18 protein-coding genes and 1 tRNA gene are annotated in these 17197 nt (G+C 65.6%); 10 read left to right on the top strand and 9 right to left on the bottom strand.

Features of this window, described 5'->3' with window-relative positions; translation table 11 throughout:
• Positions 1-455: 455 nt before the first annotated feature.
• The 3 genes from ACQP2U_RS02115 to ACQP2U_RS02125 all read right to left on the bottom strand — a co-directional run bounded on the left by ACQP2U_RS02115 (position 456) and on the right by ACQP2U_RS02125 (position 3087).
• Positions 456-529, bottom strand: a tRNA-Pro gene (locus tag ACQP2U_RS02115).
• Positions 530-589: 60 nt separating this feature from the next.
• Positions 590-1816, bottom strand: a complete 1227-nt coding sequence (locus tag ACQP2U_RS02120; RefSeq protein WP_433713134.1) for a hypothetical protein — start codon at positions 1814-1816, stop codon at positions 590-592.
• 308 nt (positions 1817-2124) lie between these two features.
• Positions 2125-3087, bottom strand: a complete 963-nt coding sequence (locus tag ACQP2U_RS02125) for a metallophosphoesterase (protein WP_433713136.1) — start codon at positions 3085-3087, stop codon at positions 2125-2127.
• Between the two features lie 169 nt (positions 3088-3256).
• Here ACQP2U_RS02125 and ACQP2U_RS02130 point away from each other — a divergent pair, with 169 nt between their 5' ends.
• Positions 3257-3721 (top strand): GatB/YqeY domain-containing protein, encoded by a 465-nt coding sequence (locus tag ACQP2U_RS02130; RefSeq protein ID WP_397037640.1) that lies wholly within the window; start codon positions 3257-3259, stop codon positions 3719-3721.
• Positions 3722-3784: 63 nt separating this feature from the next.
• Here ACQP2U_RS02130 and ACQP2U_RS02135 read toward each other — a convergent pair whose 3' ends face one another.
• Positions 3785-6157: a penicillin-binding protein gene (locus ACQP2U_RS02135; protein WP_433713137.1), complete on the bottom strand. Its 2373-nt coding sequence runs from the start codon at positions 6155-6157 to the stop codon at positions 3785-3787.
• A 436-nt stretch (positions 6158-6593) separates the two neighbouring features.
• Here ACQP2U_RS02135 and ACQP2U_RS02140 point away from each other — a divergent pair, with 436 nt between their 5' ends.
• Positions 6594-6917, top strand: a complete 324-nt coding sequence (locus tag ACQP2U_RS02140) for a WhiB family transcriptional regulator (RefSeq protein ID WP_397037643.1) — start codon at positions 6594-6596, stop codon at positions 6915-6917.
• 101 nt (positions 6918-7018) lie between these two features.
• Here the strand turns inward: ACQP2U_RS02140 and ACQP2U_RS02145 are convergent, their stop codons facing one another.
• Positions 7019-8149 (bottom strand): ArsA family ATPase, encoded by a 1131-nt coding sequence (locus ACQP2U_RS02145; RefSeq protein ID WP_433713139.1) that lies wholly within the window; start codon positions 8147-8149, stop codon positions 7019-7021.
• On the bottom strand, positions 8146-9165 hold the full coding sequence (locus ACQP2U_RS02150) for an ArsA-related P-loop ATPase (RefSeq protein ID WP_397037773.1): 1020 nt from the start codon (positions 9163-9165) through the stop codon (positions 8146-8148). The genes ACQP2U_RS02145 and ACQP2U_RS02150 overlap by 4 nt, the downstream gene beginning before the upstream one ends.
• Before the next feature lie 225 nt (positions 9166-9390).
• Between ACQP2U_RS02150 and ACQP2U_RS02155 the strand changes: the two genes are divergently transcribed.
• The 3 genes from ACQP2U_RS02155 to ACQP2U_RS02165 are packed head-to-tail and all read left to right on the top strand — an operon-like array spanning position 9391 to position 10833.
• Positions 9391-9552 (top strand): DUF4177 domain-containing protein, encoded by a 162-nt coding sequence (locus tag ACQP2U_RS02155; RefSeq protein WP_085998464.1) that lies wholly within the window; start codon positions 9391-9393, stop codon positions 9550-9552.
• Between the two features lie 18 nt (positions 9553-9570).
• Complete coding sequence (locus ACQP2U_RS02160; RefSeq protein ID WP_397037647.1) at positions 9571-10029, top strand: RidA family protein; 459 nt, start codon at positions 9571-9573, stop codon at positions 10027-10029.
• Between the two features lie 9 nt (positions 10030-10038).
• Positions 10039-10833 (top strand): MBL fold metallo-hydrolase, encoded by a 795-nt coding sequence (locus ACQP2U_RS02165; protein ID WP_433713140.1) that lies wholly within the window; start codon positions 10039-10041, stop codon positions 10831-10833.
• 131 nt (positions 10834-10964) lie between these two features.
• On the opposite strand, the gene ACQP2U_RS02170 is transcribed toward ACQP2U_RS02165, so the two are convergent.
• Together ACQP2U_RS02170 and ACQP2U_RS02175 are read right to left on the bottom strand one after the other, a co-directional pair.
• Positions 10965-11639 (bottom strand): Crp/Fnr family transcriptional regulator, encoded by a 675-nt coding sequence (locus tag ACQP2U_RS02170; RefSeq protein ID WP_011206875.1) that lies wholly within the window; start codon positions 11637-11639, stop codon positions 10965-10967.
• Positions 11640-11785: 146 nt separating this feature from the next.
• Positions 11786-12028, bottom strand: coding sequence for a hypothetical protein (locus ACQP2U_RS02175; RefSeq protein WP_364497978.1), 243 nt, complete (start codon positions 12026-12028; stop codon positions 11786-11788).
• 118 nt (positions 12029-12146) lie between these two features.
• Between ACQP2U_RS02175 and nth the strand changes: the two genes are divergently transcribed.
• The 5 genes from nth (at position 12147) to ACQP2U_RS02200 (ending at position 16029) form a co-directional block, all read left to right on the top strand.
• The gene (gene nth / locus ACQP2U_RS02180) at positions 12147-12953 is read left to right on the top strand and encodes an endonuclease III (RefSeq protein ID WP_433713141.1); all 807 of its coding nucleotides are present in this window, start codon (positions 12147-12149) and stop codon (positions 12951-12953) included.
• Positions 12950-13585, top strand: a complete 636-nt coding sequence (locus ACQP2U_RS02185; protein ID WP_397037654.1) for a redoxin family protein — start codon at positions 12950-12952, stop codon at positions 13583-13585. The genes nth and ACQP2U_RS02185 overlap by 4 nt, the downstream gene beginning before the upstream one ends.
• On the top strand, positions 13582-14301 hold the full coding sequence (locus ACQP2U_RS02190; RefSeq protein WP_433713142.1) for an NUDIX hydrolase: 720 nt from the start codon (positions 13582-13584) through the stop codon (positions 14299-14301). The genes ACQP2U_RS02185 and ACQP2U_RS02190 overlap by 4 nt, the downstream gene beginning before the upstream one ends.
• Positions 14298-15491, top strand: coding sequence for a MarP family serine protease (locus tag ACQP2U_RS02195; RefSeq protein WP_433713144.1), 1194 nt, complete (start codon positions 14298-14300; stop codon positions 15489-15491). Before ACQP2U_RS02190 ends, ACQP2U_RS02195 begins: the two co-directional genes overlap by 4 nt.
• A 193-nt stretch (positions 15492-15684) precedes the next feature.
• Positions 15685-16029 (top strand): hypothetical protein, encoded by a 345-nt coding sequence (locus ACQP2U_RS02200; RefSeq protein ID WP_433713145.1) that lies wholly within the window; start codon positions 15685-15687, stop codon positions 16027-16029.
• Between the two features lie 184 nt (positions 16030-16213).
• Here ACQP2U_RS02200 and ACQP2U_RS02205 read toward each other — a convergent pair whose 3' ends face one another.
• Complete coding sequence (locus ACQP2U_RS02205; protein ID WP_433713146.1) at positions 16214-17149, bottom strand: alpha/beta fold hydrolase; 936 nt, start codon at positions 17147-17149, stop codon at positions 16214-16216.
• Positions 17150-17197: the final 48 nt, after the last annotated feature.

A 17197-nucleotide genomic window follows, 5' to 3' on the forward strand; every position in this document is an offset into this window, starting at 1 on the left:
GAGATGACCGTAAGTTAGCAAGCGGTAAGAGTCTGCTCACCGCCCATATGGGACGACCGGGGACATATCGGAACCGTCGCGCATTCCATCGGCGCGCCGCCTTCCGGAATTTCGCACCGGCGGTGCACAGTGAGGGGGAGCAGACAGCAACACTTGGCAACGTCGCCGCACTACCGCAGGACACATTGTCCCCGCAGGCTGATGACAGCCCGGCACTTGCGTGCCGCCGGTCGGTGCCGATCCGTCGCGACGCCGGGTGCACCTACGAGAAGTCTCGGGAGGTATGGATGGATGCGTTCGTGATCGTTGGCTTGCTCGCCCTGGTCTGCGGGCTACTAGCGGTCATTGCCTGCGCGGTGTGGTGGCCGACCCCGGACCGCCGAGCCAACCAGCGTAAACAGCTCCGCCCCCGACCTGTGCGGGCCGGGGGCGGAACCATTCGTCTCAACCACGAGTCGGGGTGACAGGATTTGAACCTGCGACCTCTTCGTCCCGAACGAAGCGCGCTACCAAGCTGCGCCACACCCCGTGGAGCGAACCTGCAGTAGCTTACAACAGCTCAGGTCCAGACGTTAAACCCGCAGGTCAATCAGCCTCCATGAGGTCGAATGCTGGTGAAGATGCGCATCGCGGTGGCCGTGTCGACGGCATTGGGGACGCCGGTGTCGGCCGCGATCACCATGACGAAGTTGCCGGTATCGGTCGGGGCCGCGAAGGTGTAGATCGAATACTCCGTGGCGCAGCCCGGATTGGCCTCGGTCGCGGTGCCCTTGGTCTCGACGAACATGCCCTGCTGGGAGCCGTCGAGCGAGCGCAGCGGCTGTGCGGCGCCGGGTGTGCCGCCCGGGGAGCTGGTGTATGCGACCTTGGCGGTTCTGGTGCCGAGTTCGGTTGCGGCGGCTGCCGAATCGGTGTCCTTGGAGCCGGTCAGGAAGGCTACGGTGCGTGTCGAGCCGGGGCAGTAGCTCTTACCCTCGGTGGCCAAGCCTTTACCGGTGACGGCGTTCGGCGGTTCGCCGAAGCCGCCGACTTTGCCATCGGGGGCCACCGTCCAGTCGGCGGGCACGTCGTAGGCGGCTCCGAGATCCGAGGCCACCACCACCTGGTAACCGGGCACCACCGGGGTCTCGTTATTGGCCGGAGCGTGCTTGGTGGTGGTCGGCTGGGTCGAGGTATGCGAACCCGTGGGGGTGAGTGCACTCACCATCGACGGAACCGGATTCTGTGCCGTGGTGTCGTCGGATCCGTGGTTGGCGGTCACGATCGCCGCCGTCGCCCCGCCCGCCACCACGAGCGCCGCGACCGCCGCGGCGATCCAGGTGGCGCGGCTCGGTTGATTCGTGCTCGACCCGGCGGCGAAGTCCGATACGAATCGGTCGCCGAAAAGCGCATTCGGGCCCGGGCCTTGGGGTGTTTGCATCCCGCCATACGGTCCGGATGGTGTTGCGGCGGGCTGGAATTGCGTCGCCGACCCCGCGTGCCATGTCGGAGTCGATTGCGGCGCCCACTGCAGGGTCGGGTCGAATTGACCAGGGGCACTTGGGGTTTCCTGCTCGGGCTGCCACGGCGTTGGCAGCGCCGGTGCGACGCCGCCGTTCCACGGTGTAGCCGTGAGCTCGGGGCCGAACGGCGACAGCACGGCCGGATCGAGCTGGACCGGCGCGCCGAATGTGCCGTGCGGCGCGTCGGCCCTCGACTGGGTGGGAGCGGACTGCCCGGATCCGGGCAGTCCTAGCGCAGGGCCGAATTGGTCTGCGCCATAAGGCTGTTGCTGATACGGCGTACCGGTTTCGCGCCGGTCGTCGGAATCACTCACACTGTCCCCTGCCTGACGTCAGTCTCGGCAAAGGACCTTACAGCGTGTCTGGAAACCCCTGATCGATGGTTCCCGGCGCCATCCTTTTCGGATGTCCGCAGTGCACACCACATGGTGTCACGTCGGTTCCCGCTTCACTCGGGTTGTTTCACCCACACCGGGATGCAGGCCAGAGCCCCCCCGATCCACGGGCATTGATCACCGGAGCTCGCGCTTCGGGCACCCGGGACTGTAGTGCTCTGCGCCCGAATGAGATCGGACTGCCATAGGCCACCGACGGAGTTTCTCAGATGCACTCTCGGCGGAACTCAGTGAGCGATGGCTTCCGAGGGTGAGACGCCCTGTCCGCTATCGGCATTGGGACGCTTCGGCGGTGCGGCGACCAGGGTCAGCAGCGTCGCCTCGGGGCGGCAGCAGAACCGATACGGCGCCCACGGCGAGGTGCCCAGACCCGCGGAGACGTGCAGTTGGGTATGCGCGCCCCACTTGGACGAGCCCTTCACCCGCGAGCGATCGATACCGCAGTTGGTGACCAGCGCACCGTATCCGGGCAGGCACAGTTGGCCGCCGTGGGTATGTCCGGCCATGACCAGGTCGTAGCCGTCCTCGGCGAAACGGTCCAGCACCCTGGGTTCGGGGGAGTGGGTCAGTCCGATGCTCAGCACGGCGAGCGGATTCGGCGCACCCGCGACGGTGTCGTACCGATCGCGCTGCAGGTGCGGGTCGTCGACGCCGGCGCTCGCGATGCGAATGCCCGCGACCTCGACATCACGGCGGACGTGGGTCAGATCGAGCCAGCCGCGCTCGGTGAATGCCGCGCGCAGGTCCTTCCACGGCAGCGGCGCGCCGTACACCCGCCGGTGATCCTTCTTGAAGTATTTCGCCGGATTCTTCGGCACCGGCGCGAAATAGTCATTGCTGCCGAAAACGAAAAGGCCCGGGCGGGAAAGCAATCCGCCGAGGGCCTGCACCACCGCAGGCACCGACTTCTGGTGTGAAAGATTGTCCCCGGTATTGACGACCAGATCCGGCTCCAGCCGGTCCAGCTCCCGCAGCCACTGCTGCTTGAGCTTCTGACCAGGCATCATGTGTAGATCGCTGATGTGAAGCACCCGTAGTGACGACGAGCCCGGCGCCAGGACGGGCATCGTGGCCTCGCGCAGTACATAGGCATTTCGTTCGATCAGCGAGGCGTAGCCGATACCGGCCACCGCGGCCCCGGCGGCTCCCAACGCGGTTCGTCGGATGGCGGAGGTCGAGATTACGGGCATTTGCCCAGCATAGGTGACCTCGGTCCGGATCGCCGAGTGTGTTTCCGCACAAGCGGTCGGCTGGCCGTTTCGAGCGACCTGCGAGCAGTCACTACGGGGAGTGCGGTGAATTCGGGTCGAGCGCCGAATGTAGTGGGCCGGGAACCGGGAAACGGCTACCGTGTGGCACATGTCGGAACTCAAATCGCAGCTGCGTGCGGATATGACCGCCGCGATGAAAGCCAAGGACACGCTGCGCCTCGCCACCCTCAGGATGCTGCTCGCCGCGATCCAGACCGCGGAGGTCGCGGGGACGCAGGCGCGTGAGCTCTCCGACGCCGAGGTCATCGCCGTACTGCAGAAAGAGGCGAAGAAGCGCAACGAGTCGGCCGAGGTCTACACCCAGGCCGGGCGTGGCGACCTGGCCGCCAACGAACACGCCGAGGCGCGCGTCATCGATGAATATCTGCCGACGCAGCTGACCGACGCCGAGGTCGCCGATGTCGCCGATACCGCGATCGCGCAGGTCGCTCAGGAACTCGGCGAACGGCCGGGGATGCGCCAAATGGGTCAGGTCATGAAGGCCGCCACCGCGATCGCCGCCGGTAAGGCCGACGGCTCCCGGATCTCGGCCGCCGTTAAGGCGCGGCTGTAGCCATACATATACGAAAGCCGCCGATCCGGGATCCGGGTCGGCGGCTTTCGTATTGTCGGAGCGCTATCGAGGTGCGGGGAATCCCGGAATACTCGGCAATCCCGGTATGCCGGGAATGCCCGGAATCGGAAGTCCGGGCGCCGGTGCCGGTCCAGGTGCCGGTGCGGGTGCCCGTTCGGTCCCATCGCTGATATAGATCGTGATCACCGACCCTGGTATCGCCGACCCATTGGGTGCTGTCCCCATCACCGTCCCCTTCGGCGGCGCACCGACGCCGTTCACCGGCGAGACCTGGAAGCCCGCGGCCACCAGCGCGGCCGTCGCCTGACCTTGCGTCATGCCCGCGACATCGGGGACCTGGGCCTGATTGGAGCCACGCACATATTTGTCGTCCAGCGGTGGCAGTCCGGGCGGTGGATAGTTGCCGATCACCGGTTTGACCGCGTTGAACCAGGTGCGAGCAGGTTCATTACCACCGAACAGATTGCCGTCGCCGCAGCTGCGCAGCGGGAAAGAGCAGATCTCACCGGGTGTCGGACTGTCGCCGTAGATGTAAGCGGCGGCCGCAAGCGAATTGGTGAAGCCGAGGAACGCCGAGGAACGGTGACTTTCGGTGGTGCCCGTCTTGGCCGACAGCGGCAGATTCCAGCCGGTGGCCTGTGCCGCACCGGCCGCGGTACCGCTGACGTCGTCCTTACTGAGGGCGTTGGCCAGGGTGTTCGCCAGCCCGGGATCAACGACCTGCTCACATGCCTGCTGGGTCAGCGGCACCGTCTTACCGTAGCGGTCGACTACCTCCTTGATCGGCGAGGGCGGGCACCATCGGCCGCCGGAGCCCAAGGTGGCGGCCACGTTGGACAGTTCGAGCGGGTTGATCGCGACAGGCCCCAGGGTGAACGAGCCGAGGTTCTGGTCCTTGATCATGTCGGCCAAGCTCTGGTTGCCGTGACCCGAGGTGCCCGCCTCGGTGTAGGAACGCATGCCGAGGCGTACCGCCATATCGACGGTGGGGGTCACCCCGACGGCCTGGATCAGCTTGACGAACGCGGTATTCGGCGAGGTGGCCAGCGCCTCGGTCACCGACATCGGCGATTTGTAGTTACCCGCGTTCTGCACGCAGTAGGTGGCGGGCGGGCAGCCGCGCGCACCACCGTTACCCATGCCTTTGGCCTCGAATCGGCCCGGCACATCGAGTTGGGCGTTGATACCGAGGCCCTTTTCCATGGCCGCGGCCGTGGTGAAGATCTTGAAAATCGAGCCCGCGCCGTCACCGACCATCGAATACGGCTGTGGCTGCACCGTTTCGTTGGCATCGCGGTTCAGGCCGTAGGTTCGACTGCTGGCCATGGCGAGCAGCGGATGCGAATCCTGTCCCGGGCCGACCACCGACATCACCTGGGCGATGTCGTCCAGGTTCGGGTTCGCGGCCTCGGTGACCGAACGCTTCACCGAATCCTGCAGGGCCGGATCGAGCGTGGTTTTGATCGTGTAGCCCCCGGTATTGATCTGCTCGCGGCTGATACCGGCATTGGCCAGATACTGCAGCGCGTAGTCGCAGAAAAAGCCGCGATCGTTGGCGGCGATGCAGCCGCGCGGCAGCCCCTTCGGCTCCGGCAGTACGCCGAGCGGTTCGGACTTTGCCTTGCGGAATTCCTCGGCGCGGCTGGGGATGTTCTGGATCAGCGTGTCCAACACGGTATTGCGCCGCTGCAGCACACCCTCGGGATTGGTGTAGGGATTCAGCTTCGAGCTGGACTGCACCATGCCCGCCAGCATCGCCGACTGCGGCACATTCAGATTCGCGGCATCGACGCCGAAGTAGGTCTGCGCCGCGTCCTGGATGCCATAGGAGGAGTTACCGAACGGGACGAGATTGAGGTATCGGGTGAGGATCTCGTCCTTGGTCAGCTCCCGGTCCAGGGTGAGTGCCATCCGGATCTCGCGCAATTTGCGCGCGGGCGTGGTCTCGATGGCGGCCCGGCGCTCGGCGTCGGTCTTCGCGACGACAAGTAACTGGAAGTTCTTCACATACTGCTGATCGAGGGTGGACGCACCCTGCTGCACCTCGCCGCTGCTGGTATTGGTGACGAACGCGCGCATGGTGCCCGTCCAGTCGACACCCGCGTGCTCGGCGAAGCGCCGATCCTCGATGGAGACGATCGCCAACTTCATATCGTTGGAGATCTTGTCGCTGGGGACCTCGAAGCGGCGCTGCTCGTACAACCAGGCGATGGGCGTTCCGTTCGCGTCGACCATGGTCGAGACGGCGGGGACGGTGCCCTCCACCAACTCCGCGGACACATTGTCGACGGCGTCGGCGGCGCGGTTGGAGACGAACCCGAAACCGCCTGCGAGAGGGAACAACAACCCGGCGACGAGCACGGCGGCCAGCGCGCAGCTGCCGGCCAGCCTCGCGAGCGTATGTGTGATCGGCACGAGCCCCAGACTACGGGGTGCCGATTCTGCGCTCTCGGGTGTGTTTGCGAGGAGCCCGGATCCTGGAGTTCTCGAGCGAGTCAGCAATGGACACCGCCCCGCAGGAGATGGTGGAGCCGTGCAGCAGCGAGGCGCAGTCCGGCCCGATTGGGCGTGTCGCGGGACGGATTCCGGCGTGTCGCGAGGGGGGCGGGCCGCGGGTGGAGTCGACCGCCCGGTTCTGGATCACGGTTGCAGGGACGGACGTACCAAAAAGTCTCGGGACGGTCTTGCGCAGAGGCCATACCTTTACCTAGATTGAGAACCCAGTGTGATAGAGCTAACACTCAAAGTGGAATGTGGTGCAGTTCGCAGCGGGGTTTGGGTTGCTGCGACACTGACACGCGATTCTGGAGCGCCGTTGACCCGGTGTTCGGACTGCAAAGGGGCACACCAAATGCAAATGACAACCCCCATCGCTCGATTGGACGTAGAGCAGGCCGAAGCAAGGATCGCCTGGGTAGCCCAGGCCCGATGCAAGGAAGTAGACCCTGATCAACTGTTCGTCCGCGGCGCGGCGCAGCGCAAGGCGGCGACGATCTGCAGGCACTGCCCGGTGCTGATGCAGTGCGGGGCCGATGCGCTCGACAATCGAGTCGAATTCGGCGTATGGGGTGGTATGACCGAACGGCAGCGTCGTGCGTTGCTCAAGCAGCACCCGGAGGTGACCTCCTGGGCGGACTTTTTCCAGGCCCAGCGTCAACACCAAATCGCAATCTAACCCTGGAAATGAAGCCGAGCCCGCGATTGCGGGCTCGGCTTCGTTAATGGCTCTATATCAAACCGACATCAGAATGACACAGTCGCTCAGTCGATTTCGGCTCAGGCGGTCACCTCGACCTCGTGCGCATCGGCGAGCTGTGCACCGACGGCACGCAGTGCCTCGAGATCGGAGACCTCGAAGGGCAGCGCGGTCACCGAGGTGATCGGCACCCGCGGATGCGCACCGGTGAACCGGTGCAGCAGATGCTGCTCGCGCTTGGCGGTGGCGACCCGCTGGGCGTGGATGCGCAGCACCGCGGCGGTCAGTGGATCGGAATCGGCCAGTTGATCGGCGGCGGTCACCGCGTGATCAGCCGATAGTGAACTGAGCACAGGATGGGTCCGGTTCAAGATCAGTCCGGCCAGCGGCATGCGCTCGGTGCTGAGCCGGTCGACGAAGAACGATGCCTCGCGCAGCGCATCCGGTTCGGCGGCCGCGACTACCAGGAAGTGCGTGCCCGGCTTCGACAGCATCGCGTAGGTGCGGTCCGCGCGATCCTGGAACCCACCGAACAGCGACTCCAGCGACTGCAGGAAATTCGACGCGTCCTTGAGCATCTGGCCACCGACAATGGTCGAAACACCGCGCACGGCCAGGCTCATCGCTCCGGTCACCAATCGGGTGACGCCGCGACCGGGAGCCATGATGACCCGAATCATCCTGCCGTTCAAGAAGTTTCCGAGCCGCTTCGGCGCATCGAGGAAATCGAGGGCATTGCGCGACGGCGGAGTGTCGACCACGATCAGGTCCCACTCCTTGTGCCCAGCCAATTGACCGAGCTTCTCCATCGCCATGTACTCCTGCGTACCGCCGAAGGAGGAGGCGACCGTCTGATAGAAGGGGTTGGCGAAAATCTGCTCCGCCTTCTCCGGACTGGTGTGCTCGAGCACCATATCGTCGAAGGTGCGCCGCATATTGAGCATCATGGCGTGCAGCTCGCCTTTGACCTCCGGACCGAGCGCCACCCGCTGCGGAGTGTTGTCCAGATCGGCGACACCGAGTGACTGGGCCAGCCGGCGTGCCGGATCGATGGTGAGCACCACAACCTTGCGCCCCTGTTCGGCCGCGCGCAATGCGATGGCCGCCGCGGTGGTCGTCTTGCCGACGCCGCCGGACCCGCAGCAGACCACCACGCGCGCCGTGCGGTCGGCGATAATGCTCGAAATATCCAGTGGTGCGGTATTACTCATCGGACCCCCTGCTTGCTCAGATGTTCGGCAAGTTCATAGATGCCACCGAGATCCATGCCGTCGGCGAGTGCGGGCAGATACATCCGCGACACATCCACTTTCGCGAGTTCGGCGGCGCTGTCGTCCTGTGCCCGCAAAGTGGCCGAATGCTCGACGGTTTCGGTGATGAGTCCCTGGAAGTCCTGGTCCGATAGGGAAATTCCGGTCTCGGTCAGTCCGGCGCGAATGGCATCGCGGTCGATATCGCCCTGCGCTGCCTTATTTCGCACGTCGGCGGGTAGTTGGCCCTTGGTCGCCCGGTTCACGATGACGGTGCCGATCCGCAGGTCATTGGCGCTGAGTTCGGCGACCGCGTCGGCGGTTTCCTGCACCGGCAGTGCCTCCAGCAGGGTGACCAGGTGGATCATGGTCTGATCGGAGTGCAGCAGCCGTGAAACGCCCTCGGCCTGCGAGGCGATCGGCCCGCCCTTCGCCACCTCGACCATGGCCTGGGTGACATCGAGGAAGCTGGCGATGCGGCCGGTCGGCGGTGCGTCGACCACGATTTCGTCGAATACGTGCTTGCCCTGTTTATCCACTCGGACAGCGCATTCCTTGATCTTGCCGGTCAAGATGACGTCGCGCAGACCCGGTGCGATCGTGGTGACGAATTCGATGGCGCCGACCCGGCGCATCGCCCGCCCGGCGAAGCCCAAGTTGTAGAACATATCCAGGTATTCGAGAAAGGCGTGCTCGATATCCAGTGCGAGCGCGACTACTTCACCGCCGCCATCCGCAGTGGCGATCCTGGTTTCGGTCGGCGGCAGCGGTGGCAGATCGAAAAGCTGAGCGATGGATTGTCTGCTCTCCACCTCGACCAACAGCACTCGCCGCCCGCCCGCGGCCAGCGCGAGCGCCAGCGCGGCGGCGACCGTCGACTTGCCGGTTCCCCCTTTGCCGGAGACATAGTGCAGGCGGGCCCTATCCGCGCGCTCCGGCCAACCCGTTTCCAGCCCCGGCTCCGCCGAAATAGGCACTGCTGTTGGTACTCCCACGATCGCGAGCCTATAACCCGTTCTGAGACCGCGTCCCAGCGATATGGTCAGCGCCTCATTTTCAGCGATTCTGTCCCAGACGGCGGGATCCAGAGTTTGCCGAAAGGCGAGATACCTACTTCACCGACCACCACGGAGCGAGTCTTTACGAGAGACACCAGGGGGCCGCGAACACGCAGCGCCGAAGACGCTGCCAAAGTTACTCACATGAGTGATTCGAAGGTGTGGGAGTACGCCACCGTTCCGCTGCTGACGCATGCGACCAAGCAAATCCTGGACCAATGGGGTGCCGACGGGTGGGAACTGGTGACCGTGCTGCCCGGTCCGACCGGTGAGCAGCACGTCGCCTACCTCAAGCGCCCCAAGTAATCGAAGGGACTTGCACCTATGACCCAATGGGAGAAGAACCTCGCCCAGCTCGGCCTGACCCTGCCGCCGGTCGTTGCCCCGGTCGCCGCCTACATTCCGGCGATCCGCACCGGTTCGCTCGTCTACACCTCCGGCCAGCTGCCGTTCGTGGACGGGCAGCTCTCGGCGACCGGCAAGGTCGGCGCGGAGGTCTCGCTCGAACAAGCCAAGGAGGCGGCCAAGTTCTGCGCGTTGAACGCGATCGCCGCGGTGCACGATCTGGTCGGGCTCGATGCGGTGGTGCGCATTGTCAAGGTCGTCGGATTCGTCGCCTCCGCGTCGGGATTCACCGATCAGCCGCAGGTCATCAATGGCGCATCGGAATTGCTCGGTGCGGTCTTCGGTGATGCGGGCGTGCACGCACGCTCCGCGGTCGGCGTCGCTGAGCTGCCCCGCAACACCCCCGTCGAAGTCGAACTGATCGCCGAAGTGCGCTAGACAGGTTCGATGACGCTCACCCATCCCGCATACGGCCAGCTGCGGCAGGTCACGCCGACCGCGGCGGTCGTACTCGCGGACAATCCCGGCCAGATGACGCTGGAGGGCACCAACACCTGGCTGCTGCGCGCGCCGGGACATTCGGAATACGTCGTCATCGATCCGGGACCGAAGGATAAGGCGCACAGCGAGGCGATCGCCCGCGCCACCGATGGCAATATCGCGCTCACCCTGATCACCCACCGGCACCACGATCACACCGGCGGCATCGATCGGCTGGTCGAGCTGACCGGTACGCCGGTGCGGGCCAGGACCGCCGAATTCCTGCGTGATTCCGATGCGCCGCTGGTCGGCGGTGAGGTGATCGAGGCCGCCGGACTACGGATCACCGTCCTGGACACACCTGGCCACACCAAGGATTCGGTGAGTTTCGTACTCGACGACGCGGTGCTTACTGGTGACACCATCCTCGGCTTCGGCACCACCGTGCTCGATTCCACTGACGGCGCCCTCGCCGATTACCTGGCATCGCTGGACAAGCTGGTCGAGGCGGGCGCGGGCCGCGCGCTGCTGCCCGCGCACGGTCCGGATCATCCCGATCTGGAACCGATCGCGCGGTACTACATCGCGCACCGACAGGAGCGGCTCGATCAGGTGCGGGAGGCGTTGCGCGTACTCGGGCCGAACGCGGGCGCGATGTCGGTGGTGCGCAAGGTCTACGCCGATGTCGACAAGCGGCTCTGGCCTGCCGCGCGTAGTTCGGTGCAGGCGCAGTTGGAGTACCTGCGCGCAGAGCAGAACTAGCGAACACCGAAGCACGCTGAGTTCATTCGAGCTGAACTCAGCGTGCTTTTGCGTTCAAATGCCGCGGCGTCCGCCTGTCGCGCCGCGTCTCGTCGGCGGCCGGGTTCTCCGGTCGCCGATGGGTTCGAGCGTCAACGCGCGCGGCGGGCCAGCCGCTCGGAGTCGGAGATCAGCACACTCTTGCCCTCCAGTCGCAGCCAGCCGCGGTGCGCGAAGTCGGCCAGAGCCTTGTTCACGGTCTCGCGGGAGGCGCCGACCAGCTGTGCGATCTCTTCCTGGGTGAGGTCGTGGGTGACCCGCAGCGCACCGGCCTCCTGGGTGCCGAACCGCTGCGCGAGCTGCAGCAACGCCTTGGCGACCCGGCCGGGAACGTCGGTGAAGATCAGGTCGGCCAGGTTGTTGTTGGTGCGGCGCAAGCGGCGGGCGAGGACGCGCAGCAGTTGCTCGGCGATCTCGGGTCGCTGGTCAATCCAGGACTTGAGGGCGTCACGGTCCATGGTGACCGCACGGACCTCGGTCACGGTGGTAGCGGTCGAGGTGCGCGGACCGGGGTCGAAGATCGACAGCTCGCCGAACATGTCCGACGGGCCCATGATGGTCAGCAGATTTTCCCTGCCGTCCGGGGAACGCCGTCCGATCTTCACCTTTCCAGAGGTGATGATGTACAACCGGTCGCCTGGTTCGCCCTCGTTGAAGATGACATGGCCGCGCGGAAAATCCACGGGCTGCAGTTGTTTGGCGAGGGCCGCCACCGCGGTGGGCTCTACGCCTTGGAAGATGCCTGCTCTGGCGAGGGCCTCGTCCACGAATGTGCTCCTTATGGGAAATGGCTCTGTCCTGGACCGAAGCGAATCGGCCAACAGCGCAGTCTACGCGGCATTACGGCAGCGTAGTGACAGACACCACGTAACGAGTGGATTGCGTGGCGTACCAGGTACTGGTCGGTAGGGATTCAGCTGGCGCGTGCGACGTCCAGCTCTTCGCCACGGGAACGGCGCCTGCGCATCCGTGCCACCGCAGCGGGCAGTCCGAGCTTCGTCAGCTCCTTCACTTCGGCGTTGCTTGCCTTGTCCAGGTACTGCTGAACCTCTTCGTCGGGTTCGAGAAGATTGCGGAGCCGATTCTCGACCCGCTCCATGCCCAGTGCAAACAGCATCAGCACCACTGGGAAGAGCACCACAGCGAGTCCTTGCATGACGAGCAGTAAACACGGTCTAGGTCTCAGATGGAACACGGCAAGAGATCTAGGAGGGCACCGTTGTGGAGTGGTTCCGTATGGTGGACGCGTGCGTGTCTCCCCCTCCAATGCTGCCGTGAGCGGGCCTGCGCCTGCCGTCGAGGCGACCGATGCGCAACTTGCCGCGGTCCCCGCGCCGAAGCGCAAATCCCGACCGCGACAAGCGGAAACCCAGCTCGGTCGTACCCGGAGGGCCCGCCGGATGAACCGCACTCTCGCGGTGGCCTTTCCGGACGCGCACTGTGAGCTCGACTTCACAACCCCGCTCGAATTGGCGGTGGCGACAATACTTTCCGCGCAGTGCACCGACGAACGGGTGAATCTGACCACACCCGCGGTCTTCGCCAAGTACCCCGACGCCCGCGCCTACGCCGAGGCAAACCGCGCCGAGCTGGAGGAATACATCCGGCCCACCGGCTTCTTCCGCAACAAGACCAGTGCGCTCATCGGACTCGGGCAGGCACTGGTCGAACGCTTCGATGGTGAATTGCCTCACACCCTCGACGAACTGGTGCAGTTGCCCGGGATCGGCCGCAAGACCGCCAACGTCATCCTCGGCAATGCCTTCGGGGTGCCCGGCATTACGGTCGACACCCATTTCGGTCGGCTGGTGCGGCGCTGGGCGTGGACCACCGAAGAAGATCCGGTGAAGGTCGAGCACGCCATCGGCGAGCTGATCGAACGCAAGGAATGGACAATGCTGTCCCATCGCGTGATTTTCCACGGGCGTCGGGTCTGTCATTCCCGCAAGCCCGCATGTGGTGTCTGCCTGCTGGCCAAGGACTGTCCGTCATTCGGGGTCGGGCCGACCGATCCGGAGACCGCGGCGAAGTTGGTGAAGGGTCCGGAGGCGGAGCATCTGCTCGAGCTGGTGGGCCGGTGAGACGAATACCTGTCGCGGCGCGCTTGGCGCTGGCAGGGTTGATCACCGTAGTGGCCTTGGCGGTCGCGCTGTGGCCCCGCGATCACGACGACACCGCGACGAGCGGCGACCATCCGGCGAACTCCCTCGCGAGCGCATCGGTCGAGGCGCGCACCGCCGCCGGGCTCGCGAATTGTCCGGTGCCAGCGGCGGATGCGGTGGGACGCGGACCGCTTGCCGGACTCGGCCTGAGCTGTCTATCCGACGGCAGACCGGTCGACTTAGCGGCCGCGCTCGCGGGCAAACCCGCACTGCTGAACCTGTGGGCGTACTGGTGTGGACCGTGCGCCAAAGAGTTGCCAGATGTGCAGGAGTACGCGCGACGAGCCGGAAACGCGATTACCGTGCTGACCGTGCACAGCGATCCGGATGAGGCGAGGGCGCTCGCGTTGCTGACCGACCTGAAGGTGACGTTGCCCGGCGTCCTCGACCCGCGCACCAAGGTGCGTACCGCGGTCGGTGCGCCCGCGGTGCTGCCGGTATCGGTCCTGCTGCGTGCGGATGGTTCGGTCGCCCAGGTGGTGGTGCGCGCCTTCAACGGCGTCGACGATATCGCCGATACGGTCGCTAATAATTTGGGAGTTGCGGCATGACCGAGATCCCCATGCCGCACAGCATTCCCCCATGGCTGCGTCGAGCTGCGGACCCGAATACCGATTCCACCGACACGCTGTCCCTGGCGCGCGCGGTGCGCCGAGCCATGACGGTCAGCACGACACCGCGGCAGGCGGCCGTGCTCGTGCTCTTCAGCGGTTCGCCCGAATCGGATCCCGAGACACTGGGCGGGCTGCCCGCCGATGCGGATGTGCTGCTCACCCAGCGCGCGTCCACCATGCGCCAGCACCGCGGTCAGGTCGCATTTCCGGGTGGCGCGGTCGATCCCGGCGACTCCGGTCCGATCGATACCGCCCTGCGCGAGGCCTGTGAAGAGACTGGGCTGGCACGCGAGGGCGTCGAACCCTTTGCCGTGCTGCCGAAGCTGTTCGTGCCACCGTCCCGATTCGATGTGACCCCGGTGGTGGCATATTGGCACACACCGAGGGCGGTCCGCGTGGTCAATCACACCGAGACCGAACGCGTCGTGCGGGTGCCGCTCGCCGATCTGTTCGACCCGGCGAATCGCTTCATGGTGCGCGGCAGCCTCGGCTATCAGAGCCCGGCATTCCAGGTGGACGGAATGCTGGTGTGGGGTCTGACCGGCGGCATTCTGGCGGGCATCTGCAAATCCGCCGGGTGGGAACGGGACTGGGACCACAGCGATGTTCGCGATCTAGAGTCCGCGCTGGCGGCCGTAGGGATGACGTTATGAGTTCATCGGCTTGGCTCGATATCGCGGTGGTGCTGCTCGCGCTGCTTGCCGCCTCCTCCGGTTGGCGCCAGGGTGCGGTGGCTTCCGCGCTGGCCTTCCTCGGCGTCGTACTCGGCGCGGTCGCGGGCATTCTTATTGCGCCGCACATTCTGATCCATGTGGATGAGGGCAGACCGCGGGTGCTCACCGGCGTGCTGTTGATCGTGGTGCTGGTCATCGTGGGTGAGGTCGCGGGCATGGTGCTCGGCCGGGCCGCGCGCGGCGGTATGCGGCATCCGTTCACCCGCAGTGCGGACAGTGTCGTCGGCGCGGTGCTGCAGGCGGTCGCGGTGCTGGTCACCGCGTGGCTGCTGGCGTTGCCGCTGGCCACCTCGTCCCAGCCCGCCATCGCCGCGGCCATCAATGGTTCGAAGGTGCTCGCCGACGTCAACGATGTCTCCCCGAATTGGCTGCGGCGGCTGCCGAACGAATTCTCCAAACTGCTCAATACTTCCGGGCTCCCGGACGTCATCGGGCCGTTCGGCCGCGCCCCGATCGCGGCCGTAGCGCCGCCGGATCCTGACCTGATCGGTAGCCCGGTCCCCGCCGCGTTGCAACAGAGTGTGCTGCGGATCCACGGCATCGCGCCGAGCTGTCAGCGGGCACTCGAGGGTACCGGCTTCGTCGCCGCACCCGAGCGGGTTGTCACAAACGCCCACGTGGTCGCCGGAACCACCTCCATCAAGGTGGACTTCGGCGGCGGGCAGCTGGACGCCACCGTGGTGCTGTTCGATCCGTCCAAAGACGTCGCGGTGCTCGCCATTCCCGGTCTCACCGCCCCGGTGATTCCCCAGGCTCCGTCGACCGCGCGCTCAGGGGACAGCGCCATCGTGCTCGGTTATCCCGGGGGCGGTCTGTACTCCGCGAGCATTGCCCGGGTGCGAGAGACCCTCGACTTGACTGGGCCGACCATTTATCGCAATGGCACTGTCGAGCGGGAGGTCTACACAATCCGTGGCAAGGTTCGCGCAGGCAACTCCGGTGGGCCGCTGGTGGATACCGAGGGACGGGTGCTCGGCATCGTGTTCGGCGCTGCGGTCACCGACGACGACACCGGCTATGTGCTGACTCTTGCGGAGGTTCGCGGTCAACTCGACGCGGCTCCGGTATCGATGACGCCGGTCGCTACGGGAGCTTGTGTGCTCAGCTGATCGATCGGTGGGTGCCATCGGCCGGAGGCGTTGGCTCGGATGGACAGCGACGTGCGCGACTCGCTGCTAATCTAGTGGTTGTTCGGCCCCGGGGGGCTTCAGACAAGCGCCGAATTCCAAAGGCTGTCACCAACTTACGGTGCAGGCATCCTGCTGAAACTCGTTCCCGGGGGCATCACGGGAGGAGCGATTCATGTTGAGAAGACTTCGGAAAAATTGGGCGCCCGCGGTCGTGGCAGCCATAATCTCGATCGGCCTCGGGACACTTGCCGTCGGAACCGCGACGGCGGACGACCCATACGCGGACCGCCTCTGCGTCTACTACCACGGTCGGACCTCGGAAGGGCTTTCTCTCGAGTGCTTCTACGGAGGGCGCACAGCCATGAGCTTCCCAGAACGTCTCCCCGCTTACTATGTCGACACAGTGAAGCACAAAGGGTGGTTCGAAACGGAGCAGTCGGGACGCCATGATTTTGGCGAAAACCAGAGTTTCAACCTAAACGACGAGATCGTTACGAGGATTTACTTCGACTACTGACCGCAATCACCGTGAGTCGTCGGCTCTACTCCTGACCCGACTCTGAGGTCTGCTGGTCACGATGGATCGCAGCCATCGACGCATTGGCTCGGTGCGGTATGAGCACCGGGCCAATGCTGATCCAGACAGCCATAGTGGGAGGCTTCTGTTCCGGCGTCGAGATGTTCGGCAGTGGCGAGTGCCGCTACGCGAGCAGCTTGGCCAGCTCAGCGGTGACGGCGTCCGGATTCTCCTGGTGGGCGAAGTGGCCCGCGTCCGGAATCACGACCTGTCGCCGCTGCGGCGACAGGCGGCGGCCGCGCTGGAAGGTCGCGGGCAGGAGGTAGCCGTCGAGTTCACCGCGCATGGCGAGCACCGGGATGCGGATCGGCTGGCGCATGGTGGCCATGAAGCGGCGGCCGTCCGGACGCCATTGGCTGCGGAAGGCCCAGCGCTGATATTCCAGGGCACAGTGCGCCGCACCCGGAATCTGGATGGCCGAGCGCATCCGGTTGGCCGTATCGACGAATTCGGCGCTGTCCGACCAAGTTCGGCTCACCCGCTGACGCAGCAGGCGCTCGACTTCGAAGCCATTGCCCGAGGTGAGCAGATGTTCGCCGTATCGCGGCAGCTGATAGCGCAGGAAATTCGGCAGCCAGGCGCGGCGCTGGCGCCGGTCGCGCAGCACCGCGCTCTTGAGCGCGACCGGATGCGGGGAACTCACCAGTGCGATCGAGCGCACCAGCCGCGGGTGCAGCACCGCGGTCGTCCAGCAGACCAGTCCGCCGTCGGCGTGGCCGACCAGCGTGGCCTCGGAGTAGCCCATGGCGCGGATGAGACCGGCGATATCGCCCGCCAGCGTCCAGCCGTCATAGCCGCGCGGCGGCTTATCGCTGTCGCCGTACCCGCGCAGGTCCACCGCGACGGCGCGATAGCCCAGATCGGCGAGTCCGGTCAGCTGATGCCGCCAGGACCACCAGAGGTCGGCGAACCCGTGCAGCAGCACGACCAGCGGCGCGTCTCGGCGCTGCGGCGCAGCCTCGACGACGTGGAAGCGAATGCCGTTGGCATGCACGTCCCGATGCGTCCACGGTCCGTCATAACGGACGCTGGACGGATCGGGAAACGAGTTCGACGACACGCCGATCGAGCCTAGTGTGGCGCGTGCCCCACCGCCTAGTCGACGCAG

The sequence above is a fragment of the Nocardia sp. CA-084685 genome, from assembly GCF_050955785.1.
GTDB lineage: Bacteria > Actinomycetota > Actinomycetes > Mycobacteriales > Mycobacteriaceae > Nocardia.